This window comes from Candidatus Coxiella mudrowiae (assembly GCA_001077715.1).
In the GTDB taxonomy this organism is placed as follows: domain Bacteria; phylum Pseudomonadota; class Gammaproteobacteria; order Coxiellales; family Coxiellaceae; genus Coxiella; species Coxiella mudrowiae.
On the sequence record CP011126.1, the window covers coordinates 841,131 to 866,851 of the forward strand.

The following is a 25,721-nucleotide window of genomic DNA, read 5'->3' on the forward strand; positions in this document are numbered from 1 at the left end:
TAGGCGGACATGGAAGCAGAGCAATTGATGAATGATCAGGACATTGTGATTCCTGATGTGCGTGATCAAGACAGTTACTAAGAAGGGCATATTGCTAATGTCTTGTATTTTCAATGGAAAAACTGCAAGAATATTTTGAAAAGGCCGATAAGAAAAGCTTGTTTAGTTTACTGCTATCATGGAATTAGCATCAATCGGGTGCTCAAATTTTAGTAGAGCAGGGTTTTAAGGAGCTTTACAGTTTAATCGGTGGGTTCGAGAAATGGAGACACACCACCCCGCATCCGATGCAAATAAATAGTGTCTTCATTAACATTGATTCCGGAACTCAATCAAAGTATTGCGCGTATTGCCGATTTCTTATAAAGGAAAATGCTGTGGTAGTTACGCATTATTATTACACACCGGCCTGAAATTCAACTTTTAGCAGATAACACAGAGGCGGTTTTGTGGGCGATTCCTTGTGGCCCATGGGATCAGTTTGGGATGGTTCATTCCGATGCGACGTTGGTTGTTGCTGGTGTGCGGTTTATGGGTGAAAGTGCAAAAATATTAAGCCCGGAAAAACGAATTTTAATACCTACTTGTGAAGCTACCTGTTCGCTTGATCTTTCCTGTCCTGTTGACGAATTTTCCCGATTTTGTAATGAGCTCCTGATCGATACCTTGGAAATTACATCCAATAAGAGAACAGAGGTTGATTTAATTTTATGGAATGGGGCTTGTATTCTGCATAAAGAGTTTAAAGGAGAAGCTTTGGCGGCTTTACGAAAAGAATATCCTCAAGCGGCCGTTTTAGTGCATCCCGAATTACCTGCTTCCGTTATTGAACAAGCAGATGTGGTAGGTTCTACTTCGCAGTTGTTAAAAGCATCACAAGAGTTACCTAATTCCACTTTTATTGTGGCGACTGATCACGGCATTTTTTAAAAAATGCAGCAGCAATCGCCTCATAAAACTTTCATTGAAGTGCCCCCTGCTGGGCAGGGGGCAACGTGTCGAAGCTGTGGACATTGTCCCTGGATGGCTGTAAATAGGTTACAAAATTTGGAGCAGTCTTTACTCACCAGCAATAATGAAATTTTATTGGATGCTGAAATTATAGCTAAAGCTAAAATTCCTCTTCAGCGAATGCTCGATTTCAGCTATGGATATCAAAAATCAGAAATAAATTTTCATGTTGAATCCCCCTTTTGGTTCAATAGAAAGGGAACGACAGTTCATGAGCATTCTTGAGAATGAAAAGTTACAATGTAAACTAGACGTTTTAAAGTTAGAAAAAATTCGTCATTCATATTTTTTTATGTTGTGATCAGATCAGGCCAAACCTCAATGCTGTTCAGAGAATATAGGATTAGAGTCATGGGAATATTTAAAACGACGATTAAATGAATTAAATTTAACGGGTGCGGGAGGAATTTACCGAAGGAAGGCGAATTGCTTGCGAGTTTGCAATTTTCTGCCAAGAGCCAATTGCCGTAGTTTATCCCAATCGTATTTGGTATCACTCCTGCACTCCGGAAGTCATCGAACGAATTATCCAAGAACATTTTATTGGCGGAAAGCTTGGATAAGAGTATATTTTATTTAAAAGAAATGAAAGTTAATATTCATTTAAAAAAATTAAAAAGCATTTTTAAAGCTCCTGTTGAGTATTATTTAACTCACGAGAGCGGTGAAATTTTATTGAATGCCTGGTTAGGTAAATCTATTTCATTCAACTATGCAGGATCAATTTATTGTATTCAATGCGCTCGTAAAACTAATAAAAGTTTTCAGCAAGGATTTTGTTTTCCTTGTTTGAGGCGACTGCAAGAGTGTGATCTTTGTATTATCCACCCGGAACGCTGTCGAGTAGAAAAAGAAGGGTGCCCTATCGAGGATTGGGCTCACGTCAATTGTCATCAAAATCATGTGGTTTATATAGCAAATTCTTCAGGTCTAAAAGTAGGCATTACCCGAGAAACGCAGGTTCCCACACGCTGGATTGATCAAGGCGCCATTCAAGGGGTGCCTATTTTACAGACGAAAAATCGTTATCAAGCAGGCATGATAGAGGTTAGCTTAAAAGCCTTCATCGCTGATCGTACGGATTGGCGGCGAATGTTAAGAAATGATATTGAAGAAATGGATTTAATTTCTGCACGAGATGCTTTACTAAAGGAAGCCGACTCCTCTCTTTCCAGAGTGATAAACCAATTTAAAGATGGAGATATTCGGAAACTCGAAACAACGCTGGTCACTCGATTAAATTACCCTGTTTTAGAATATCCGAATAAAATAAAAGCCCTTTCATTTGAAAAGACACCCACCATTATGGGATTCCTTTTAGGAATTAAAGGACAATATCTTATTTTAGATACCGGAGTGATTAATATACGGAAATATGGGGGTTATAATGTCGAATGTATGGTCTTATAAATGGGATATCTAATTCGATTTTTATCTGAAGAATTCAACATTATCGGCATCAGTGGGGTCCTTTTGGTTTTGTTAGCTTATTGTTTATTACAAATGAATAAGCTTAATCAAAGTAGTATTACTTATTCCCTCCTAAATTTTATAGGTTCAGGATTTATTTTAATATCTTTATATTTTTCGTGGAATTTAGCTTCTGGCATCATAGAAATTGCTTGGCTTTTGATTAGTTTGTTTGGTCTAACTAAAGCAATTTATTTTCGTAGAGAGATTAGATTAACTAATCTCAATTCTGGATAAGTGTATAGTTTTTATTCAAGAGATAATTGTATTTTACACCCTCTTTGTTTGTTTTTCAGGCATAAGCAATCAATGCACCCGAGACATTTTTGAAATAAGACAACAATTGTTATAGTTTCGCTCAGGCTCATTATCCCTTTACAATCCAGTCAATTGGGGTTTGGGTAATAAATACACCAATTTTTGTTTCAATACTGCTTCCAAAAGTCATCAAGATCGCAAAAAAAATCTCCATGATTGGTGCCAGCATCATCAACTTCTGTTGTGCAAAATCGGGGTCAAATTATACTGGCATCAATCCTTTTTTCGATATTTTTAAATAATTGAATTAGCTCTTATCTAGAATTGAGGTTATTTTAGATTTAGACAACCAGGATTAGTCATTGAGGTCGAATGTACGCTATAATTTTGTAATTGAGGTAATAAATTAAGTTAAGTCACTGAAACGATGATCAAAAAAAATAACAAAGTTCCTTTATATGCTAGCTATTTCGTTTTAGTTCTTTTTGCAACTGAGAGTATTCCGATGTCTCATGGATTTGTAAATGGGTCAAGGATGCCGATAACAATTAATTCTGTTGACACACACTGTACGTACAAGGAGTCCACTTATGCTTCACGGGAATTTACCCTTTATCCAGAGAAAAATCAATCCTCTATTTTCGGTTAGACCTTTTTCGCGGGGGTTCCTGCGTTGGGGGATGAGGGCTACATTGATTACACAATTTATGCTTTTGGGGGTAAATCTGGGAAGTGTTGGACTTTGGGAGGTCCAAAATATTCCCTGTTCGTAATGGAGTAGATAACCATATACAAATCTAGCCAAAGCTGATGTTAGACAAGGCCAAATTCTTTTATATAGGGTCGTTAAGTAGTATTCCTGCTCCTTGCGGACCAGGAAAAAAGGCATGATATTGTCGTTAAAGCTTCCGGAGTGCAGAAACAAATATTTGCGCTTGTTCAAGTTGTAGTTCTTAAATAAAACCTCGTCCCTCTTGGGAGGTTATTCCTGATAAGAAATTCAGGCTATAAAAAATCTTGTGCTTTCATTCAAGCATCGTCCACGAATTTAGTTAAATAATTGCGGGCCGGACGGAGTCGGGTAAAAGAACGAGATAATGGTCGCTTCTTTTAAGCGTTGGGCAAATTGAAGAGCGGAACTACACGGCGGAGCCGAAGAGCTGCGCGCCGACGAGAGCTTCTTTGCGAATTAAGCGTCTTACCATTAGGAAAAAATCTTTGTCATTCATGTCATCTAAAATTTCTTGTGCAGTATTCAATAATGGATTTCAGGGTTTTTGTGAATTGGGAATTTCTGTATTTATTTTTTTTGCTAGTGAAGTATGACTTTCATGGTTCTCATAAGCAGCTTCCGTAGGTGTGCGATAAATTTTAGCGTCCAGCACTTCTCTAGGCACCACTTGTTTTTCATGGCTCATTTTTTCAGCATAGTGATAAAGTTCACAAGGCAAAGATTTACCGATGCGTTGAAAACAAACAATGGGGGGTTTCCAATAGCTTGAAGTATGTTGTCGAGAATCGTAGAAAGAAAGTATAACTTAACCTCAATTCTAGATAAGAGCTAATTCAATTATTTAAAAATATCGAAAAAAGGATTGATGCCAGTATAATTTGACCCCGATTTTGCACAACAGAAGTTGATGATGCTGGCACCAATCATGGAGATTTTTTTTGCGATCTTGATGACTTTTGGAAGCAGTATTGAAACAAAAATTGGTGTATTTATTACCCAAACCCCAATTGACTGGATTGTAAAGGGATAATGAGCCTGAGCGAAACTATAACAATTGTTGTCTTATTTCAAAAATGTCTCGGGTGCATTGATTGCTTATGCCTGAAAAACAAACAAAGAGGGTGTAAAATACAATTATCTCTTGAATAAAAACTATACACTTATCCAGAATTGAGATTAACTAAATTGAGGTTAACTATTTGATCTTCTTTTTTAAACCCGCAACATGATCATCCCTCCTAGCAGAACGAAAATTAAAATGCTTCCCATGCCTAGTACGTTGTGTTGCAAAAAAGGATATAGTTGCATAGCCGAAGAGGAGGGAAGCCAAGGAAGGTGGTTAACAATCGCCCGCTGACGGCATAAAGTCTGAATATTTGGGCTATTTTTCTGGAGGTCATATTCGCGCACCATTAAACTTTGACTCGCAGCCGTCACGGATTCGAAGGAAAGCCCGAACAGAAGAAGCAATTATCTAAAAAAATAACAGATTGGGTAAAAATTACGATAATAAGCTCAATAGAGGTTTTGAGGTAAACACCAATAGAAGTTGTAGGCTTAGCAAAAAAGATGATCAACTCAGCCAACTAAAAGGGCCCCGAGAGCTTTTGTAATGTTAAGGCTAACCCTAAGGATTTAATAACTCTTCTGGCGTGAAATTAAAAGTGTCTGCACCATAAATGCCTCCCAAAGCAATTAAGGTTATCATGCCATCAGTGTAGATCATTCGAGCTAATAAAAAAATAAAAAGATTGAGAGTTTGTTTTATAGAATGAGAGGTTTGTTTGAGCTCCTTTAATTCTAGTCTGGTGGCTTGTTTCAAAGGATATTGATAAAGAGGGTCTGTCTTGAAAAAAAGAAAAATCGGAAAGCTAAATATAGCGAACTAGATTGCTACAAATAATGTGGTTAGACAAATATGAGAAAAAGATTCAATATTTAACGACGTAGGTTTAGCAAGTAGCAAAAATAAAGCGATAATCAGTGATAGCAGTGCGCCCAAATTTCTAATGGCCTAACCTAAGCTTGAAATACGGCCTACTGTTGCTAAAATATTTTTAGAAACAGTAGGCAAGATCGTATTATAAAAAATAAAGCAGACTTCACAGGCAATGGGGATGTGAAAACCACGACAAAGCGGTGGCTAAAATAACAACATAAGTACTAATGAACAGCCATAATTTTCTTTTACCCACGTAATCGGCAATAGCCCCTAAACTTAGGGCTTAATAATAGCCGTGAGAAATCTGGTAAGAGCAATTGTCTAACCCCAAAGACGCGTTCCTGTAATTGTATTAGGTGCTATATGTTGTGTGAAATAGGGAGGAAAAACGAAGGTTAATATAATTGAGGCAAATGCTGAAGCGGCAAAATTATGACTATACTAAGAAACAAGTTGTATTCAGTTACCAAGGATTTTTGGAGGTCACCTTCCTTGCATCATAACTCCTTATAGATTAGTCTTTTCTAGTTTAAGTTAAAATGTAAGTTTAAGTTAAAATGTAAGAATGAACAATTGATGCTGTGATTAATCAGTTTAATCTTAAATGAGTAATTCTACTGTACCTTACCAGACATCGGAAAGCTTTTTGGAGTAATCTCTACAACGTTGGAGCAGAATTTTAACAGGCTTATCATTAGAATTTTCTTGTAAAATTTCTTCAAATATTTTTTTAGCTTTAGCAAATTCAGCAGCTTAGTATAATTTCCAGGCCTCTTTAAAATTTTTTAAAGTTGCCTTTTTAATTTTGGCATTGGGTTGTACATTGATAATTTTGTATATAATAATTACATCTGTTTTATCACGCGAACCTATTTAATCGATTTCGAAATTGATATTTTTCGGGTTCTTGTAAATTAAATTGTGAATAAATTGGTCGTTTACTAGAAATGGGGGGTGATAAAAGCAAGTTAAACTTTCCAATTCTGAAGCAATATCGACTACTCTTCCAAAGTCGGTGCCCTCCAGACTTTGTTCGCTTCCAATGATTCACAAAATGACATTTCCAATGCTAAGACCAATTCCGTGGGATAGATAAAGTTTTCAAAGCCTTTTGATTCAAGTGTTTTATTGAAAGACTTGACTTGCGTCCAAAGCTTGATCAGCGCTTTTTGAAAACAGTACAATGAAGGAATCACCAATATATTTATTACAATATATTTATTATCCTCCATATTTGTTAATGTCTGGCGTGATTGCACTTAAAATACTTATTAATTAATAAAGATCTTGCTGGAAGATAATTTTTTAGAAATTGACGCAAAACTGGGGAAATCGGAAATTATAATGGACAGAGATATTAATTTGTTATCTCCTAATTTTAATTCTGGTAGATTATTGCAGCCCAGGGATTTTAATAGCATCTTGGGAACAAAGCGATCAATAGATTAATAGAGGATAGCATTTTCAATAGCGATGGCAGCTTGCTTTGCAGTAAGTTGGAGGAATTCCACATGTTCCTCTAAGTAAGCTTGAGATAATTTATGATGTTCATAATAGAATAACTTAATTAGAGTTTTTTTAAAATAATTGGGACAACAATGGCTGATTTAATTTATTTTGCTTCCTCGCGTTCCGCATATTTGATAAAATCAATGGGAAGGCCCTTTCGACCACCGAGATTCTCTGAATGAGCGACAGCCATTTCATTTCTGTTATAAGCATACTTGCCTTCAATAAAGATGAGATTTTTTTTAAGAATAAAAAGATACGATCTAAATTGGTTTGATTTGAAATTTCAGTTAATAACTTTTTGATTAATGAGGATAAGTTAGTTTCTGATGTGAGAGAATTTCTAATTTTTAACATATTGTCAAAGTCGATGACCTGCGATAAACGAACTAATTCTTCATAGGGGAAAGAGGTGGCTGTGAGATCTTTATGAGCTCCCTCTTCTGAAAGTTACTCCTTAAAAGGGTTTCTCTAATTGAAGTACTTTTCGATTAAATCCAAAAGCTTTGTAGTTATGATAAGTGTGATGCAGATAATATTTAAAGCCAATTTTTCTCTGTTTGGCCATAAAATAAAGCAGCTAATTCATAAGCTAAAGCCGTGTCTAACAAATGTTGTCTTTCTTTAGTTTGAGTAATAGTTTTTTTATAAAATTCTTCAACTTTATTCTCGTTATTTCTAAGTGAATAAAATTTCGCTAGAAGGAGATAATATCGTTGTAGATAATTAGTAGGATTTAAGGATACAATTTTTTTATATCTTTTTAATAATTTTAATAGTAAGCAATAATATTTGATTTTATCCTTTTTTTGTTTTTAATCGAGAAATTATATTAAAAAGTAATAAGCCCTTATAATAAATAAAAACTAAATTAATGGGGTATCCTTGAGAATGGTGCTTAGATTAAAATTATTTCCAGTTTCATAGGCTTCTTGGTAATTCCCCGTAATTCCCTAGATAATAGTGTTTTTCTGTTTCATAGATAAAATGAAGGGCTTGTGATGTTTTGCTACGGTATTCTAATTCAGGTACTTCTATAAAGGGTTGGTTCAACATAAAAGGAGATAATGAGACCATAAGGTGAAAGGTCCTGACCAGTTCAGTTCGAGCAATTTTTAAAGCTTAAACCTTTAAGAAAATTTCTTTTATTTCTTAATAGTAATTATATAGACTTTCGTCACTTTCAAATTTAATCATGAAATAATACCTGATGCTATAAGTGGTATATTCGACATTTCCTTCCTGAAAGCATCTGAAAAAATTTATTTTAAGGTGGGAATGCAATCACGAATGTGATGAAGCCAAAGGCTGATAAAGCCTTTTACATGAAAGACTCCTAAGCTAATTTTATTGTTTAATTCTTTCGTTTGGCAGATTTAAAATCATTACGTTTTTTGAGTTCATCTAGCTCATTTTGTATGGATTTAACAATAACTTCGTTAATTTTTCGTAATCTTTCTGAAAGAATATGGCTGATATTCTGGCTGATGAGCGATAATATTTGCACATTCTTTTTGATAGGTTCCATAGGAATTTCAATAAGTTTACTATCGATTAAAGAAACCATCAAGGTAGATCGAGGTTTATCTTCTATGAGGACCATTTCTCCAATGGTGTTATTAGTAGAAAGTATAGAAACCTCGTAAATATGGCCGGTTGCTTTATAAATTTTTCTAATGGAAACGGATCCGGAAACGATTATGTAAAATGATTCGCTTTGTCGCTTTCTAAAAATAGCGTATCTCCTTGTAAAACCATAAGCTTTAACATCCCGCAAACCGTTACATGAATAATGATAAAGCCAAATTTTTGCTTTTATGGATATCTCCAGGGTGATCAGCTGATTAAAATCACTGTACACACCATATTCTATTGTTCATCCGTTCTATAATCGTGAAAATAAGATCTGCACTTTGATAATAGGTTCGATAGCGATCTAGTAAAAATTGTGTATCCGTAGTAATAAACATTTTAGTATTATCTACTGTAAAAAATAGTCCATAGATAGGAAGTAATTTTTTTTACTGTGAACATGAATAGTTCTTACCATTTCAAAATCAATGATTTCCTAGGTAAAATATTATTTTCGTAAATGGGGAAGATGGTAAAATAAGTTTGAATGATGGCTGGTGGGGATTCACCTTTTAAAAATTGTAGTCCTCCGGATAATACATTATTCCAAAGAATAGCTATCATAGAGGGATAAATGAAAAGTTTAGTTTTTTTTGCGTTAGGGTCGAAAAAAGTAGAAGAGGCAAGCCATTCAATCTCGCCCACATGATTAAAATGAAAGTGATTGATATAAACACCGTCGATATCCTGGTAAGAGAGATGCGCTGCCTGCAGTGAATGTTGCACATCCGTACCATAAATCAATTAAAAGGTGTTTATATTGGGACTTTCTAAAACAATATCTGCTTGGAAATTATTAGAAACGTCAGTAAAGGCTGCTTCGGAGCCAAGAAATATTAATTTCACTTGAGACTCCTTTCTCTAATTAAAGTAAAAGTAAGTATGGGTGAATATCTTGCTTTTGTGCGAAAAATTTAATGACAACATGATATTTCCGAAGTTTAGTGTAGGTACGTGATTAGATATTATCCACCTTTATGTTCAGGCTAATTTTAACACTTTTCCTTTGCCTGCCTTTCCACCATTTTTTCTAGGAATTTAATGAACGAATAACTAAAAATCATGGAAGCGGATGGGGTTTGGGATGGTATATTGGCGCTTTGGCCATCCCTTGGCTAGGGAACCAATTGGGCTTAACCTACCATTCTAAAATCTATTTTTCGTTAAATGGTGTAAGCCAATTTCAAGGAAGAGATCTTACAGGCGCTCTCGTTCCGGATCGGAGTATCGCATTTGATTTTTCAAGACTGGCAATCATTCTCTTTAGAGATTTTCAAGCCTTGAGTAAAGAATTTGGACTTTATGGATTCGTTTATTATATCTTCTGGAGCATTATGAAAACGGTTACGGTTCAGAACATAGCGGTATCTATTCCTCCCTATCCCAGCCACCTTCACGGTTAATTTTAATTATCGAAACACCTGGCGTTACGGTTTAGTGGCACAATATACGCTCACGAAATGGATTTTTACACTAGGAGTAAATAGTGACCAAACTCCTATTCGCCCCCCCAAAAAAAATCGAGGTTTATTCTTCCCCGAGACGAGTTTGATTGGAATCGATACCTCAATAATGAGAAAAATAACGGAACATGTTGGATTAACGTTGGTATATGCACATCGTTTCTTTTATAAGGGAAGCCTGGATAATGAATTCGCGGGTGTTACAACGATAGGCCTTAATAGACCTGTGTCAGATTTTGTAGGTTTTGAGTTGAGTTACTTAGAGTAAGGAAAGAGTGACAGCTGGTGGGAACGATCTTCCATAACCGATTCCCAACAAACTACCGCAAAAACTTCCCTTTAGTTTTCTAGAGGAGGTTAGGTCCATTTCCGTATTTCCTTGAAGAATCGTCCCTTTTACCCTCATGGCGTATAATCTGATATTAATCCGATATATTTAGATAATAGACATTTAAAAACTCCTTTTTCTGTAAGATATGTCTTACAAATTTAAAGCTCCATTAAGAGTTCATTAAGAAATTGGTGGCCTAACGGCAGAACAATTAAGTGGTTATTTTCTAATTTGAGAAGTTTTCCTTTTTTGATAGTTTTAAGCCAAGAAGAAATAGCATGGGGTTCAAGTCTGGTTCGTTGTGTAAAAAGCGTAAGGGGAATCGGTTTTTGCAAACGAAGCGCATTCATCATAAATTCGAGGGGAAGCTCTTCTGAATGCAAACTTCGTTGACCTTCTAGGTTGACCTTCTAGAAAGGAATTTTGGGGATGCATGTAAAATCGAGGATTTTTGATATTCCAATAGCGAAAAATTTCATTTTCGAAAGTTAATTTGCTATGCGCTCCGGCCCAAATGCCGAGATAATCACCAAACTCCCAATAATTGATGTTATTCTGACAGAAATAATTATCCCGACAATAAGCAGAAACTTCATATTGATAAAAACCTTGTTGTTTAATAATTGTTGTCCCTTTACTTGCATTTCCCAAATATAATCGTCTGAAGGAAGTACAGGTGGATGTTTGTAGAAAAAAGTTTGTGGTTCTAGTGCTAATTGATACCACGAAATATGCGTAGGATCTAATTCGATTCCATTTTTCAAGTCAAAGAGCGCATCTTCAATTTTTTGTTTCGGCAAGCCAAACATTAAATCGATATTTATGTTTTTAAATCCTTCCCGTTTTGCAGTTTGGATAGCTTACTTAGCATTCTCGGCAGTATGAATGCGACCTAGTTTTTTTAATTTATCATCTTGAAAACTTTGTATACCAAGAGACAAGCGATTAATGCCTATTTTTTGATAGCCATTGAACCGAGACTGCTCAACGCTTCCGGGATTAGCTTCCAGGGTAATTTCGACTTCCTCTTTTAAGGTTAACACTTTTTTCATTTCATAAAATAATTTTTCGTAAGCTGACGCAAAGAATAAACTAGGTGTCCCTCCGCCAATAAAGATGGTATAAATAGGGTGATCAGCGATGAAGGACAGTCGTTGTTTGAGATCGCTAAGAAAAGCCTGAACGTAATTTTCTTCCGGAAGAGGGTTGATGTAAAGCGTGAGAATTAAAATCACAATAAGGGTATTTTCGGAGACACCAGGGTATATGGACATACAAACTGAGTGGTATAACTGACATCATAGAATTTTATCATTTTCATGTCCGAGCGTGAAAATGAGATTTGAATATGAGTAAAAAACCAAGCATTATCGATAAAACCGTCATTGCGCGAAGTCGATTATTCGAAATCGAAGAGTTGCATCTGCGCTTTTCCAATCGAGAGGAACGCTATTTTGAACGTATTCGTGGGCGCGGGTGCGGTGCTGTAATGATTATTCCTCTGTTAGATAGCGAAACGATATTGCTGGTTCGGGAGTATAGTATGGGAGTGAATGATTATGTGCTAGGGTTCCCAAAGGGCAGCGTTGAAAAAGGGGAAGAACTTTTGCTTACAGCCGAGCGCGAATTGAAAGAAGAAGTAGGCTATGGTTCGCGTAATATGTCGATTATCGCTTGTTTTAGTGCTTCTCCTGGCTATTTAGATTCCATGATGCATATCATTTTAGCGACAGACCTTTATCCGGAAGCCATTCATGGTGATGAACCAGAGCCCTTAGAGGTTATTCCATGGAAGCTTTCTAGAAGAAACGAATTGCTCGTTCATCCTGAATTTCATGAAGCACGAAGCGTAGCTGCCTTGTTTTTATTGGAGCATTCTCAGCATGGCTAATGATTGGCATCACCAGGTAGATTCGCTCATCTTATTGGTCAAACACGCGGGAGCAGGAATTTTAAAATTTGCCCGGTTTCCCAAAGAAGCTATGCGGATTCAAGGAAAACATGATAATACCTTATTGACCGAAGCAGATCTTTGCGCACATGGGATTTTGTATGAAGGATTACAGTCCTTAACCCCGAATATACCCATTTTGTCCGAGGAGGGTGAGATTCCTTCTTATGAAGCTCGCAGTCGGTGGCAGCGCTATTGGTTACTGGATCCTTTGGATGGTACGCGAGGTTTTGTAGAGAGACTTGACGAATTTACAGTGAATATTGCTTTAATTGAAAAGCATCAGCCTATCTTTGGAGTGGTGTATGCGCCTGTCCAAAAGGAATGTTATTTTGCTCATCAAAAACACGGAGCTTTTAAGCAGATCGAGGATAATGTTCCTCAACAGATTCATACGCGGAAAATGAATTGGCAAGCTTTTTCTGTTTATTTAGGTGAGTTTTTACATTCCCCTCGGCTGCCTCGTCTATTTGAAACCATTCCCGCCGCCAAGGTTGTTCGATTAAATAGTTCTCTAAAATTTTGTCGGATCGCCGAAGGAGAAGGGGATCTCTATCCTCGTTTTGGAAACACTAGTGAATGGGATACCGCAGCCGCGCAATGCGTTTTGAGGGCAGCTGGTGGTAGAATAGTTGATTTAAGTGGTAAAGCCCTACAATATAACGCCAAGCCATCGCTCACTAATCCCCCCTTTATTGCAGTGGGCGATCCTACACAGAAATCGGAAATTATTGCATTATTGGAAACAAAGAGGGGAGAAAAGTGACCAAGCATGTCAAAGTTGTAGTAACGGGTGCCGCTGGACAAATTGGTTATGCTTTATTGTTTCGTTTAGCTTCAGGCCAGGCATTTGGTTTAGATAGCACCCTTGATTTACATTTACTCGAAATCGAACCGGCGTTGTCGGCATTGAAAGGGGTCGTGATGGAATTAGAGGATTGTGCTTTTCCCTTATTGTGCAATATCGTAGTGACTTCGGATCCTAAGGTTGCCTTTAACAATGTTAATTGGGCGCTTTTAGTAGGTTCGGCGCCCCGAAAAGCAGGTATGGAGCGTAAAGATTTATTAGAGAAGAATGGTGGAATTTTTGCTGCGCAAGGAAAAGCGCTTAATGAAAATGCAGCAAATGACGTTCGAATTTTCGTTGTAGGTAACCCCTGCAATATCAATTGCCTTATTGCTATGAATCATGCTCCAGACATCCCTAATGATTGTTTTTATGCTATGACAAGACTTGACCAAAATCGGGCTATTGGTCAGTTAGCTCTTAAAGCTGAGGTGGGAGTGATGGCTGTAAAAAATATGATTATTTGGGGAAACCATTCTTCCACCCAGTACCCGGATTTCTACCATGCCACAATTAATAGCAAATTGGCCTCAGACGTAATTCGTGATAAAAAGTGGTTGACGGAAGAATTTATTCCTCTAATTCAACAACGTGGTGCTGCTGTCATTAAAGCTCGAGGAACCTCGTCGGCTGCTTCAGCTGCTAATGCCGTGATCGATAGCGTATGGAGTTTAATCAATACGACTCCTGTCGATGACAGCTATTCCGTCGCTTTATGTTCACAAGGGCAATACGAGGTCGATGAAGGCTTGATTTTCTCATTTCCCTGCCGGACGGAGAACGGAATTATTAAAGTTATTGAGGAGATTACGCATAATGAATTCGGTCAGCAAAAATTTCAAGCAACTTTAAATGAGCTTCGTGAAGAGCGTGATGCGGTAAAAGAATTAGGGCTTATTCAAGCTTAGATCCCTTTACTTCTTTCGTTTCTTAAAATTTTCTTTGGACTACCTCCCTCGGTTCGTTGCCTGTATTTTCCAGGAGTAACTTTTACTACATTTATGAATAAAAACAAAATGGAAGAAATTTCATGAAGAATATATCTAAACTGATGGTGTCTCTTTTTATTGCTATTTTTTTGACCACCAAGAGTTGGACACAAAAAGGAGCTTGTAAATATCCACCAACTCACGCTTTGCATGTTATATTACAAAATGCTAGCAATTCAGGTTAGCCAAATTACACCGTTGAGTTTTCAAGTGGTCAGTGCTGGATATTCTGTTCTTTCAGGAAAAATTTGTCTTATAAAAGAGTTTAACAATAGCTGGAAAGCTAATAAAAAGCCCCGTTGCTAAATAAAATAACAATAAAATTACATCGATAAAGAGGTGGCCGCTTTTTCCAATTCGATGAGAATGTCATAATCCCTTAAGAGTTGCTCTTTGTCTTTGTTAACTATAATAAAACGAATACCACGGTATCAGAGCCAATGCTTTAGGTGATTTTTTAAGTAGGTGCCTGGAGATTTCAATATTAAATGATCGTAATACGAAGAGAGAATCTTTAACAGAGCGATATTTAACGGCTTAATTTTATGTGGTTGCTAGTTTTGCAACAGGGAATTAAATCCGTGACAAAATAAGTGAAAAGAAGGCTGGGCTACTCGACAGCTTTTTATAGGGCTAACGTTCACGCTAATTATTACAGCAAGCGAATAAATGAATTAGATATACTATTGGTCATGAAATATGTTCTCGGTATTGAAACATCGTGTGATGAATCTTCAGTAGCGCTCTATGACGGAGAGCAGGGGTTATTGGCACATCGTATCTATAGCCAAATTGCTTTGCATTCGCAGTATGGGGGGGTGGTTCCTGAACTCGCCTCACGCGATCATATCCGAAAAATCTTACCTTTAATTGAAGGGACGCTCGATGATGCTAAGTTAGTGAAAGGTGATCTTAATGGTATCGCTTATACCAAGGGTCCGGGCTTAATTGGTGCGTTGATGGTGGGAGCTTCTATCGCGAAAAGTTTAGCTTATTCTTTAAGTTTACCTATTGTGGGGGTGCATCACATGGAAGCTCATTTAATGGCGGTGCAACTAGAGCAGGAAACGCCCAATTATCCATTTATTGCCCTGTTAGTTTCAGGGGGGCATACGATGTTAGTTCTGGTTAAGGAGCCCGGTCGATATAAAATTTTGGGTGAAAGTGTAGATGACGCGGTAGGAGAATCCTTTGATAAAACAGCGAAGTTGCTGGGATTAACTTACCCTGGGGGTCCTGCTCTAGCTCAATTGGCGAAAGAAGGGAACCCCAATCGATTTTATTTTCCTCGGCCAATGATAAAACAACCTCATCTTAATTTTAGTTTTAGTGGTTTAAAAACCCATGCGGTTAATTGCTTTAAACAATATGGCAATGAGAGGCAAACGCGCGCTGATATCGCTCGTGCTTTTGAAGAGGCAGTTGTAGATACTTTGGTACGTAAGTGCCTCCGTGCCATTAAAAAAATGCGAATTAATACCCTTATCTTGGTGGGTGGCGTAGCAGCCAACAAAAAATTGCGCCAGCGTTTAAATGAAGCTGTAAGTAAAGAAGAGGGGAAAGTTTATTATCCCCGTCAAGAATTTTGTACTGATAACGGTGCTATGGTGGCTTATACTGGATGGCTAAGACTCAAGGGAGGTGAATGCGAGGATAGAAGTATCTGCGTTAGACCTCGTTGGCCAATGAGGGAATTGACTGAAATTCCTCTTTCCTAAAATTGAATTTTTCCTTCGGTGCCTTTACGCAGACGCTGGATATTTTCCCAATGTTTCCATACAACAAGAATTGTCATCAATAAAACTGGGAAAAAATAATCAGCATAAGCACCACCAATCATCATATAGATAGGTGCTGCGACAGCAGATACCAAAGTGGCCACTGAGGAATAACGAAAAAGGTAAGCAATAATAAGCCAAGTGGCAATAAGGAATAAGCCAATCCAAAAAGACAAACCTAAAAAAGCACCCAACATGGTAGCAACACCTTTGCCACCTCTAAATTTAAAATACAGAGGAAAAACATGTCCAATGACTACTAATAAGGCTATACAAGCTAAGCTTACGCCGTACACACCTAAAAAACGGGCAATCAAAACGGCAATTAACCCTTTTAGAGCGTCACCTAATAATACGTAGAGTGCTGCTTGTTTTCCTGCCATGCGTAGCATGTTGGTAGCGCCCGCATTTCCTGATCCGGTGCTTCGTGGATCCCGGAAGCACATAAGCTTTGCGAGGATAATCGCAAATGAAAGTGAGCCTATGAGGTAAGCTAGTATGATGCTAATAAAAAATGCCATGTTATTAGTCCGTTACTTAAATTTAAATTATCATATCGATTTTCTGTTAGAATGTCCACTGCCTCTGGAGCGTGGAGATTTAGTTAGGTTAGATTTTTAAGAGATGTTTCCGGTAATAACGTAATTCTGCAATGGAATCACGTATATCTTGCAAAGCCAGATGTTGAGATTCTTTAACAGATCCTGTCATTATCTGTGGAGCCCAACGTTGAGCGAGAATTTTTAAGGTGGTCACATCCAGATGACGATAATGAAAGAATTGATCCAAATTTGGCATATAATGATGCAAAAATCGTCGATCTTGACAAATAGAATTGCCGCATAAAGGTGATTTTTTAGGTGGCACATAATCTTTAAGAAAATCCAACGTTTCTGTTTCAGCTTGGCTCTCGGTAATGCTGCTTTTTTTTGCTCGGTCGATTAACCCGGAAGCAGTATGGTGAGAAGTGTTCCAACTGTCCATGGTTTCTAATAATTCAGTAGGTTGGTGAATAGCAAAAACAGGTCCTTCTGCAATGATGTCGAGATTGCTATTTGTTACTATTGTTGCAATTTCAAGAATGCGATCTTTATCCGAATTCAGTCCTGTCATTTCCAGGTCGAGCCAGACAAGATTTTCTTCATTGAAGGTCATGGGAGTAAATATTAATCTCGCAAGGATTTAATTGGCAGCAGTGTAACAAAATCTTCGTCATTCAACCACTTTACTTGAACGTTCTAGCACTCTTACAAATTTTCGTTGCTGATTCCATTGGGCACGTGGCCTGTAGCAACATGTTCAGCGGCGGATTGGCAGTGTCCTTTTTGATCGTCAAAAAAAATATCAGCACCAAAGCTGCGTAAAAAATTACTCTTTTCTAGCCCACCAATGAATAAAGCTTCATCAATTCGGATGTTCCAAGCCCGTAAAGTTTTGATAACGCGTTCGTGCGCGGGGGCTTGTCGTGCGGTGACTAAGGCAGTGCGAATAGGACATTGATCCGCAGGAAATTGGCTTTGCAATCGTTGAAGTGCTTCAAGGAAGCCCTTGAAAGGACCGCCAGGGAGCGGATTATTCGCTGCCTTTTTTTCATTAATCGTAAATGCGGAAAGTCCTGCTTGTTGATAGATACGTTCAGCTTCATCTGAAAATAAAACAGCATCGCCGTCAAAGGCAATACGTAGCTCAGGATTCGTGTTAGGTGGCGGTTTGACAGAAGGAAGAATGGTGGCTGCTGCGTAACCCATATTTAATGCCTGTTTTACATCTTCTGGATTAGCGGATAGAAATAGATGAGCTTTAAAAGGCTCTATGTATCTATAAGGACTTCGACCGCCTGTAAAAGCTGCTCGAGTAATATTTATTTGATAATGCTGAATACTATTAAAAATTCGCAGTCCCGTATCCGCACTATTGCGGGAAAGCAAAATTATCTCGACTAAATCATTATTTTGATTAAGGGTTAAAAATTTTTTAACCAGAGGAAAAGCAAGACCGGGTTCCAGTATATAGTTTTCGTGTTGGATTTGATAACGGGCGTAGCTGTCAACGCCGTATTTTTCATAAATTGCGTTGCTTCCATCGAGATTAAATAAAGCTCGAGATGAAATTGCAACCACAAGTTTGTTAGAAATATCGGCTGGCACTGAGAACTCCTCTAAAGAATATTATCGCACAGATTGAGCTTCCATTCACACCAGCCCTGACAAAGAGGAAAATAGAGGCCTAATTTAATAGGTCGATCTTCCAAAAGCTGGAAAGCTTTTGCGTATCGATTTAATTGGGATTCATACAAAATGCGCTGTTTCTGCAGGAAGAGAGATAGATTGGGCTCACTACGAGTGGCAGATTTGTAATCTATAATCCATCTCACACCTTGATCATCAATAAACGTGCGATCCACAACATAATGGATAAACTCATTTTTATCCATCATCGAAATGCAATATTCGCTTTGATGTTGGTAGTGAGGTGACAAAATCCATCGCCCCTTTGGGTGAGATAAGGTCAGGCGAATGGCTTTTTCAATTAAGGTTACTGAAGAATTTAGTTTAGAAAATAAAATTCCTAACTGAAGGAGTCGACGTTTAATAAATGATTTGCTGTTTATAATTCGTTTTTCATCCCAGGATTCAACTCCTTCAATTGAAATTTTTTCCAGAAGTTGATGAATAACAGTACCCACTGTCCTTTGAAATTGATCTTGGAGAGGGCTCGGGGAGAGAAGCTTTTCGGTTGAAGGATAAGAAGGAGTTATAAACAGTATTGGAGTAGTCCATTCGCTTGATAAGCGATATAAGCATTTGCGTTGTTTTGATTCTAAAGGTTTCGTCTCTTTATAAAGAGAAATTGATTTTTTAATTTCTTCTTCACAAACATCCCAAAGCAAATTTGCAAAACTCCCGTTGGGAGGAGAAGTAATAATTGACGAAGCTTCTTCTCTTTTAAGAATAAGAAAAAAATGTAATCCGATTTTTGCTCGTGTAGCAGCGACATAAAATAATCGAACAATTTCATTGTCGGATTTTTTCTTTTCTATTTGTTTTAAGTAGACATAAAGAGGATCTGATTTTTCTGTTGCAGCTTTTAGAGGAGCCAAAATAAGATCGGAAATACCTGTTGGGAGAGGCCGCTCCAACCATTGCAGCAAAAAATCCTCTTTGGCTTTTGGAGTTCGCTCGAGACTTGGAACAATAACGTGATCAAACTCCAATCCTTTTGCTTTATGAATCGTCATAATTTGAATTGCTTGTGGATTAGGATTATCAATGGGAGCGTATAATTGGCGAAGCTTTTTAATTAAACGTTTAATAGTAAATTCATTCTCTATTGATTCTAATAAATTAAAATAAGCACGAACGCTTACCAATTCGCTGGGGCTATTTAAACAAGCAGGACCTCCCAACGCGATCCAAACGGTTTCAATCCAAATGGCTAAGGGCAAGCGATCGCGATTGTGCAAGGCATGAGATAAAATGGGAGTAATTCGTTCCAGACGTTTTTTTCCATCAAAAGTTAAATCTTTCAGGGTTTCTTTTTTTTGCAAAGTAAGCCACAAAGGTTCGTTTCTACTATGAAGGCATAGACGATGGATATCTTGCAAAGTCAAACCACACCACGGAGCACGTAAAATAGCGAGCCATGCAATGCGATCACCAAGATGATGAAGAGCTCGAGTAAGAGATAATAAGTCTATGATTTCAGTTCGATAACCTAATTCTTCGATTTCTACAGCATTAAAAGGAATTGAAGCATTTCGAAGAGCTGGAATGATTTCTAGTAAATGTGAACGGGAACGAACTAATAGAGCAATAGTAGTGTTATCATTTTGAGTGCGATGAGTTTGAATGATTTCTATAATTTTCTGTGTTTCCTCTTCAGATGAGGCAAGTGAGTGAAAATTAACTTCTGCCTTCCCAGGAAAATTCTCATTAGTTGCCTGAGACGGCGAGTAAGGAATTGAGCCTAACCAACTATTAGCTTCTGTAGGGAAAAGGTTTTTAAAAACAAAATTAAACCATTCAATTAATGTTTTTTGTGAACGAAAATTATTACATAAAATAAGCGGAATTAAGCGAATGTTACCAATACCTTTATCTTCTACTTGTAAAAATAAACCCACTTCGGCTTGACGAAAACGATAAATTGATTGCATTGGATCACCCACTAAAAAAATCGTTCGTCCATCGTTAGGCTGCCATCCGGCGATAAGTGCTTCAATTAAACGAAATTGGATGATCGAAGTATCTTGAAATTCATCGATAAGTAGATGGTGAATTTGCGTATCAAGCTGTAAAGCATAATCAGAAGGCTGGTCAATGTTGCCTAGAGCACGTAGAGCTCCAAGGCTGACTTCTGTGAAATCAACAATGTTATGATCTTTAAAAATTACTTGAAGTTGCGCTACTAATAAAGGAAGCAAACTAATAAGCGACTTAAGAATGCGCCACTGATTTTGAGTGTAATTAATAGGAGGGCAATTTTGTATTTCTTGTAGTGCCATTCGCAAAGGATTATTAGATTGAAATTGTTCTAATAAATTCTGCATTTGTAACTTCTGTTGTTTATAACGTGCATCGCTTGGAAATCCAACCGACTTATCGATTCTTTTTCGCCACTCACCCCTTTGGGTTAGAAGTAAATTAGCTATTCCTTTCCATGCTGAAAGATTTTGGATGTTTATTTTCGGCAGTTCAGTAAGGGGGGCACAAGCACTAATGGCATCACCGGGTTTTATTTTTTGTATATTAACACTAGAAAATTGAATCAAAGGGATAAGTTGATTAGCTAAAGGTTGATTAGCTAGAGTGTTATCTATTAAATCATGTGCCTTTTGCATGGCATCTAATGCAATAAATTCCAATGCTTTTTCAAGTTTCTTTTTAAGTAAATCTGGATTCGAATAATAGTCGATAATATGTCCTATCCATTGTTCACGGTGGCTCAGCATTTTTATTAATAATTTTTCCAATAAATCTACTTTATTGTCTAAATGTAATAAAAGTGGTTCAAGAATGCTTGTGTAATTCTCCGACATTAATAATTTTTCTATGGCACACCGATAGAATACTTCTATTTCATCGTCTTCTCTTGTTACGGGTGGAGCACCGAAACCTGTTAAAATAGGCATCTGCAAACAAATCTGATGAGCCAGTGCATCGATAGTTAAAATGCGTAAACGATTGGCGTTGATTTCCAGTTGCCAGTGAAAAAGTTTATTTCTTTCTACAACTTTTTTTGCGAGCATCCAAGTGAGAGCTTTGTGGTCATCTTTGGGTCTTGGTTGATTTTTTGCTTCATTGAGGGCTTTTAAAATTCGTTCGCGCATTTCTATAGCGGCTTTTCGTGTGAAAGTAATGGCAACGATTTCTTCGGGCATAGAGCTTGCGCTAAGTAATTTTAAAAACCGTTGGATTAATAGTTCTGTTTTACCTGATCCCGCAGGAGCTTGTACGATATACGATTGAGTCGGGTCCAGTGCTTGTTGTCGAATTGCTTGATCACTCATTCCTCTTCTCCGACACGACATAACGGATGTAAACCACAAAATTTGCAAGTGGTTTTAATATCGAAGGGGTTGACTTCAGCTTTTCCTAATGAAAAATCGATTGCTAATTGGTGAAGAATGGTTTTCCAATGGTCGAGCAAACTTTTCCATGGAAGAGGCGCAGAACCCATATTATTAAAAGGTTTTTCTTCAGAAACTAGCCATCCTTTAAAGCTGATTTTTTTACTGGAAACTTCAGCATAAGCAATTCCCACCACATCGCGGGCGGCAAACGTACAATATAACGGAAGTTGAACGTTCTTCAGACGATTGCCTAACCAATCGGTAACTTGATTTTTATCATTAGTTTTATAATCGATTATAAAATTTCCCCCCTTGACTTTATCAATTCGGTCAATCCGTACATGAAGATTAAGTGGTCCTATTTTTATAAATCGATCTGTTTCTTGTTGACTTACATTAAAAGGAGGACGATTTTTTTCAAGTAATAGCCATCGTTTAATTAAATGTTTAATCCGTTTTTTCTCTACACGAAAGAAAAGGGAATCCGAACCAAAAGAAAAAGATAATTCATTTATAGTTTCATCTATTAGAGTTTCTAACTCAATATCAGAATAATTAATCAAATTTTGCCAATTTTTAATTTTTTTCCAGAGGACATCCAAGGCATGATGTACAAAATTACCTCGATTTGCGCCACTTAAACCAATTTGAGGTTGTTCCAAGGGTTTTGCTCGTAATCGTATTTCAGCAAAAGCTTGGAAAGGACAAGCGGATTGACTTTGTAATATTCTACTTCCGCCTTTTATAAATTCTCCTTCTTGAAGGGGGGGGGCTTGATTGTCCTCGATTTTTTCGATGTGTTTGCTTTTAAATAGGTTCTCGCTTAATGTTTCGAAAAAAGGCAGGCGCAATTCCTCAATGTTTACTTGTGGGAAATCAAGAATGAGAGGGCTGGGAGATAATTGGACCTCTTGATCTTGTAAGGACACGCTTAAAATAACCTCTGAGGCGCTGTTTATTAATCGCTGCTGAAGTTGCAAAGCATAATCCGACTCACGTTTGAAAGAAGAGTGGGGCATTTGGTGGCGTCGTTGTAAGCCGATGGGTAAAAATGGATTAGGCTTTGGCGGTGATGGCCAATTCTTATTATCTAATCCCATTATCCAAAGACTATCGAATTCAAGTCCTGTGGCCTCTAATAATCCCAAGATTTGAATAGAAGCATTTTGAGCGGATTGAGGTTGGAAAAGAGTTTTACTGGCTAGTTGCCACAACAGCTGAAAAGCTTGTTTTCTTGTTTGTGGAGGAATTAGAGAGTCGAATTCAACAAACTCTTGCAACATTTCCTTCCAACGCTCTAATTGTTGGTATTCTTTACTATCCAAAGAACGCTGTCCAGGCCATCCCAAGGCAGAAAGTTCTTTTTTAAAGTGCTCTATCCACTCACTTGGAAAAAGAGTCCCGGGAGGTCTTTCGAGAGATAACCATTGTTGGTAACGAATTTTAAGGGTGGCAGCGGGAAATTTTTTTTGCAGCTCGTCCAAATGATATAAAATAGATGTTGAATTTGTTTGCCACTGCTTTGTTTCTCGTAATTTTACATCTAGCATGGCAGCAAGATAGGAATTATCACCCATGCTATTCACGTAGGGTGAGCAAAAAAGTGTACCCAATTCCATAACCTCGATATGAAAGGGATTTAATGCCAGTATGTTAAGCGCAGTTTTAACTAAAGGGAGATGAGCTAATGGTTCACCAGCAGAGATATTAAAATTTTTATCCGATCCAAATACATTTTGGAAAAGCCGGCAGATTTGTGAACGATGTTCGGTAAGGGCGGGTATAACACAGCCAATTCTTTTTGAAGAATTTTTTTGCCATTCATTGTAAGCCCATCGCGCCATTGTTTGAATTTCTGCTTCGCGCTCTTTGAAACTGAGGCGGTGAATGTAGTTTTTTGGGTGAGGGCGGCTTAAATAACATGAAATAATAGTTTTCTCTGCGAGCCCATTCAGAAATTGTTGTATCGTCGGTATTAATTCATCAAAACCCAGGAGGATAATCTTTTGGGGTAGATTTAGATGGGGAATTAATCCTTCTAACTGCTTGGGTAACTCTACTGCATTGATTAATTTTTGTTTTTCGAGTTCGGTTTCGAATTGATAGGCCCATTGAATAAAACACTGGACTTCACTATTGGCTTCTGGCTCAAGATCCTTTAAAGATAAATTCCAACCTTTTATTAATTGCCACGCTTTCTTGGCGAGGTTAGCCGTCTGAGGAGAAAGTCCTAGAATTTTTTGCCAAAGGACTTCTTCTTGGACATCGCTGAGCAAAAAACCTTGAGTGGATTCACAATGCTGCCAACAATGAGAAAGCCAAGTGTTTAAAGGTAAAATTGTTGGTCTTAACCAGGCTTTTTTCCCTACCTTGATTTGATAGTGAGCATATTGCTCTTGAAGGTAGTAGCTTAAACGGCGATTAGCAGTCAGAACAACAATGTCCTTATCTAATGTAGGGAATAACTCACAATACATTGCAGTCAATTTCCGTTGAAGTTCATTTCAAAATTGTCAAGTTGCTAACAGGTCTAACGTATAATAAAAACTCTGTCAAACTTTTTCGAATTGCTTGCCACAAAATCCTTCAAAAACAGTTAACTAATTGAAAATATGAAATTAATTTTCTTTGCTTATTTTGTTTTCAATCTGTCTTGAAGGTTGTGATATCAATAGATTAAAAGCCATTCTGACAAAATACCCACAAAGTTATCCACAGAAATTGTGAATAATGGGAAAAGTGACATGAAAGTCTAATCCTTTTACGCTTTTAGGCGTTTTAATGGAGATTTCCGCACTATGTAATTTGGCAATTTAAAACACAATACTAGGGCCACTTGCGTATGTGTATTTAAAACATATGTGTATTTAAAACAGATAAAAGGTGTACGCAGTTCATGAGTAGTATCAGCGGTAAAGCATTTTTTACGCTCAAAGTCCTCTTTTAATCGACCGAAAAGATTTTTTAATTCACTCACCAAGAGTTTAATTTCGGAAGGCACGGCTTCTAAATCTAGAGGTTCTAAATAACTGGGTGCGTGGTGGCGAACTTCGTAAGTGACTTTTTAATGTATTTAAGCTTCGACCTACGATAATCCAAATTAAAAATCCTAGAAAAGGGTAGGTAATTAGCATGAGTAATTAGCAGCATGACAAAAATAGAATTTTGAGTCAGCTGGTTTTCGAGCTGCTGGCGATAATTCGATCGTTCGGCAATCATGAAGGTAAGTTGGGTTTTTGGGGTCATAAAGTGTATTAATGCGTCAAGATTTTCTATGAATCCACAAGGTAGATAAACGTTCATTACCATTGGAAAAGGGAATGCGTGGTATTCCTGCAGAATAGGGAATTAACTTCCCCTGGTTATTCCATATTTGGAATTCAAGGTGACTGCTTGCTTTTTTATTTGCCATTAATTCTTCACGTTGTTCTTCAGTAATCCTGGGATCGGTTGTAGTAGTTAGAGATTTAGTACTAGATTTGAGAAGATTATATTGAATGGGAAAGAGAGATCTTTATGTTGGGTTCCATAATCTCTAAAAAAGCACGAATCCGTTCCGCGGTGTGAATGAGTTGGATGTCTAATTAGGTTTGAATGTCTTTATGAGCTAAAAAAAGGTTACCAATAATTACTAGTGATGCGATAAGGGTAGTAATACTCAGCAATAAATTGATGAGTAAAAACGTACGGATCGATGGTGCCATTCAAACTTTTTTCTATCATGTAACCTACACCACGAATGGTGCGTATAAGCTTTAGCCCCAAATCGTTTGCGCAAGTTATGAATATGAGCTTCTAATGCATTGCTATCGATATTTTCTCCCCAACCATATAATGTTTGGTTGAGTTGTTCGCGTGAGATAACCTGCCAAGCGTTTTCAAGCAATTTTTGGAGAAGCCCAAACTCTTCGAGAGACCATAACTTCCTTCCCCTTGAAAGTGACCACGTGCGATGCAGGATCCAAGGTAATTTCGCCATAAGTAATAATTAACTTAGCGCGAGATTTGGAACGTCGTTGCATGGCTCGTCGCATTCGAGCACAGAGCTCATCGAGGTCAAACGGTTTTTTGAGATAATTATCCGCTCCCTCATCTAACCCTTTGATTCAATCATCCATAGTATCTCGTGCCGTTAGAATGACCAAGAACGTCTAAACCGGAACATTTCGGTAGGCATAGATCGAGAACAATGATCTCAAAAGTTTCATGGGCGGAAAAAAACTTCATGGGCAGCT

At 37.5% G+C, this 25,721-nt stretch carries 22 protein-coding genes and 5 pseudogenes; 10 read left to right on the forward strand and 17 right to left on the reverse strand.

Annotation, left to right across the window (positions count from 1 at the left end; translation table 11 throughout):
* The first annotated feature begins 9 nt into the window (after positions 1–9).
* The 5 genes and pseudogenes from CleRt_RS11755 (at position 10) to CleRt_RS14505 (ending at position 2,718) form a co-directional block, all read left to right on the forward strand.
* Positions 10–301: pseudogene (locus CleRt_RS11755) on the forward strand (rhodanese-like domain-containing protein).
* A 185-nt stretch (positions 302–486) separates the two neighbouring features.
* Positions 487–1,236: pseudogene (locus CleRt_RS04085) on the forward strand (quinolinate synthase).
* Positions 1,223–1,562 (forward strand): annotated as a pseudogene (locus tag CleRt_RS04090) ((2Fe-2S) ferredoxin domain-containing protein); the annotation flags it as partial. The pseudogenes CleRt_RS04085 and CleRt_RS04090, both read left to right, overlap by 14 nt.
* A gap of 34 nt (positions 1,563–1,596) precedes the next feature.
* Positions 1,597–2,421, forward strand: a complete 825-nt coding sequence (locus CleRt_RS04095) for a DUF2797 domain-containing protein (RefSeq protein WP_048875784.1) — start codon at positions 1,597–1,599, stop codon at positions 2,419–2,421.
* Positions 2,422–2,718 (forward strand): CBU_0592 family membrane protein, encoded by a 297-nt coding sequence (locus CleRt_RS14505; protein WP_048875197.1) that lies wholly within the window; start codon positions 2,422–2,424, stop codon positions 2,716–2,718. It begins immediately after the preceding gene.
* Positions 2,719–4,007: 1,289 nt separating this feature from the next.
* Here the strand turns inward: CleRt_RS14505 and CleRt_RS11760 are convergent.
* The 5 genes from CleRt_RS11760 to CleRt_RS11770 all read right to left on the reverse strand — a co-directional run bounded on the left by CleRt_RS11760 (position 4,008) and on the right by CleRt_RS11770 (position 9,281).
* Positions 4,008–4,157, reverse strand: coding sequence for a hypothetical protein (locus tag CleRt_RS11760; protein ID WP_235379193.1), 150 nt, complete (start codon positions 4,155–4,157; stop codon positions 4,008–4,010).
* Between the two features lie 527 nt (positions 4,158–4,684).
* Entirely contained in the window at positions 4,685–4,909 is a 225-nt protein-coding gene (locus CleRt_RS10030) for a hypothetical protein (RefSeq protein WP_157870833.1), read from the reverse strand.
* A gap of 190 nt (positions 4,910–5,099) precedes the next feature.
* The gene (locus tag CleRt_RS04105) at positions 5,100–5,351 is read right to left on the reverse strand and encodes an MFS transporter (RefSeq protein WP_157870949.1); all 252 of its coding nucleotides are present in this window, start codon (positions 5,349–5,351) and stop codon (positions 5,100–5,102) included.
* A gap of 2,926 nt (positions 5,352–8,277) precedes the next feature.
* Positions 8,278–8,784: a Crp/Fnr family transcriptional regulator gene (locus CleRt_RS11765; protein WP_235379194.1), complete on the reverse strand. Its 507-nt coding sequence runs from the start codon at positions 8,782–8,784 to the stop codon at positions 8,278–8,280.
* Positions 8,785–8,966: 182 nt separating this feature from the next.
* Entirely contained in the window at positions 8,967–9,281 is a 315-nt protein-coding gene (locus tag CleRt_RS11770; RefSeq protein WP_235379195.1) for an MBL fold metallo-hydrolase, read from the reverse strand.
* Positions 9,282–9,634: 353 nt separating this feature from the next.
* Between CleRt_RS11770 and CleRt_RS08320 the strand changes: the two genes are divergently transcribed.
* Positions 9,635–9,958: a hypothetical protein gene (locus CleRt_RS08320; RefSeq protein WP_053097862.1), complete on the forward strand. Its 324-nt coding sequence runs from the start codon at positions 9,635–9,637 to the stop codon at positions 9,956–9,958.
* Positions 9,959–10,507: 549 nt separating this feature from the next.
* Here CleRt_RS08320 and CleRt_RS11775 read toward each other — a convergent pair.
* From CleRt_RS11775 to CleRt_RS11785, 3 genes are all read right to left on the reverse strand, one after another.
* Positions 10,508–10,732, reverse strand: coding sequence for a hypothetical protein (locus tag CleRt_RS11775; RefSeq protein ID WP_235379196.1), 225 nt, complete (start codon positions 10,730–10,732; stop codon positions 10,508–10,510).
* Positions 10,733–10,837: 105 nt separating this feature from the next.
* Entirely contained in the window at positions 10,838–11,158 is a 321-nt protein-coding gene (locus tag CleRt_RS11780) for a hypothetical protein (protein ID WP_235379197.1), read from the reverse strand.
* A gap of 51 nt (positions 11,159–11,209) precedes the next feature.
* On the reverse strand, positions 11,210–11,584 hold the full coding sequence (locus CleRt_RS11785; protein WP_235379198.1) for a radical SAM protein: 375 nt from the start codon (positions 11,582–11,584) through the stop codon (positions 11,210–11,212).
* A 113-nt stretch (positions 11,585–11,697) separates the two neighbouring features.
* Between CleRt_RS11785 and nudE the strand changes: the two genes are divergently transcribed.
* The 4 genes from nudE to tsaD all read left to right on the forward strand — a co-directional run bounded on the left by nudE (position 11,698) and on the right by tsaD (position 15,854).
* Positions 11,698–12,240, forward strand: coding sequence for an ADP compounds hydrolase NudE (gene nudE / locus CleRt_RS04130; RefSeq protein ID WP_048875200.1), 543 nt, complete (start codon positions 11,698–11,700; stop codon positions 12,238–12,240).
* Positions 12,233–13,066 (forward strand): 3'(2'),5'-bisphosphate nucleotidase CysQ, encoded by an 834-nt coding sequence (cysQ, locus tag CleRt_RS04135; RefSeq protein ID WP_048875201.1) that lies wholly within the window; start codon positions 12,233–12,235, stop codon positions 13,064–13,066. The genes nudE and cysQ overlap by 8 nt, the downstream gene beginning before the upstream one ends.
* Positions 13,063–14,055 carry a malate dehydrogenase gene (locus CleRt_RS04140; protein WP_048875202.1) on the forward strand — a complete coding sequence of 331 codons (993 nt, stop codon included), beginning with the start codon at positions 13,063–13,065 and terminating at the stop codon, positions 14,053–14,055. The genes cysQ and CleRt_RS04140 overlap by 4 nt, the downstream gene beginning before the upstream one ends.
* Positions 14,056–14,828: 773 nt before the next feature.
* Positions 14,829–15,854, forward strand: coding sequence for a tRNA (adenosine(37)-N6)-threonylcarbamoyltransferase complex transferase subunit TsaD (gene tsaD / locus CleRt_RS04145; protein ID WP_048875203.1), 1,026 nt, complete (start codon positions 14,829–14,831; stop codon positions 15,852–15,854).
* Here the strand turns inward: tsaD and plsY are convergent.
* From plsY to CleRt_RS14060, 9 genes and pseudogenes are all read right to left on the reverse strand, one after another.
* The gene (plsY, locus tag CleRt_RS04150; RefSeq protein WP_048875204.1) at positions 15,851–16,435 is read right to left on the reverse strand and encodes a glycerol-3-phosphate 1-O-acyltransferase PlsY; all 585 of its coding nucleotides are present in this window, start codon (positions 16,433–16,435) and stop codon (positions 15,851–15,853) included. The genes tsaD and plsY overlap by 4 nt on opposite strands.
* 88 nt (positions 16,436–16,523) lie before the next feature.
* A complete protein-coding gene (orn, locus tag CleRt_RS04155; protein ID WP_048875205.1) occupies positions 16,524–17,069 on the reverse strand; it encodes an oligoribonuclease in 546 nt (181 codons plus the stop codon).
* Positions 17,070–17,161: 92 nt separating this feature from the next.
* Entirely contained in the window at positions 17,162–18,061 is a 900-nt protein-coding gene (locus CleRt_RS04160; protein ID WP_048875206.1) for a 5'-nucleotidase, read from the reverse strand.
* Between the two features lie 11 nt (positions 18,062–18,072).
* Positions 18,073–21,423 carry a UvrD-helicase domain-containing protein gene (locus CleRt_RS04165; RefSeq protein ID WP_048875207.1) on the reverse strand — a complete coding sequence of 1,117 codons (3,351 nt, stop codon included), beginning with the start codon at positions 21,421–21,423 and terminating at the stop codon, positions 18,073–18,075.
* Positions 21,420–23,963, reverse strand: a complete 2,544-nt coding sequence (locus CleRt_RS04170) for a PD-(D/E)XK nuclease family protein (RefSeq protein WP_048875208.1) — start codon at positions 23,961–23,963, stop codon at positions 21,420–21,422. The genes CleRt_RS04165 and CleRt_RS04170 overlap by 4 nt, the downstream gene beginning before the upstream one ends.
* A gap of 350 nt (positions 23,964–24,313) precedes the next feature.
* Positions 24,314–25,151: pseudogene (locus CleRt_RS04175) on the reverse strand (ATP-binding protein); the annotation flags it as partial.
* On the reverse strand, positions 25,105–25,251 hold the full coding sequence (locus CleRt_RS14050; RefSeq protein WP_371440285.1) for a hypothetical protein: 147 nt from the start codon (positions 25,249–25,251) through the stop codon (positions 25,105–25,107). The gene CleRt_RS14050 and the pseudogene CleRt_RS04175, both read right to left, overlap by 47 nt.
* Before the next feature lie 49 nt (positions 25,252–25,300).
* Positions 25,301–25,372: pseudogene (locus tag CleRt_RS14055) on the reverse strand (DNA-binding response regulator); the annotation flags it as partial.
* A complete protein-coding gene (locus CleRt_RS14060; RefSeq protein ID WP_371440250.1) occupies positions 25,365–25,520 on the reverse strand; it encodes a hypothetical protein in 156 nt (51 codons plus the stop codon). The gene CleRt_RS14060 and the pseudogene CleRt_RS14055, both read right to left, overlap by 8 nt.
* Positions 25,521–25,721: the final 201 nt, after the last annotated feature.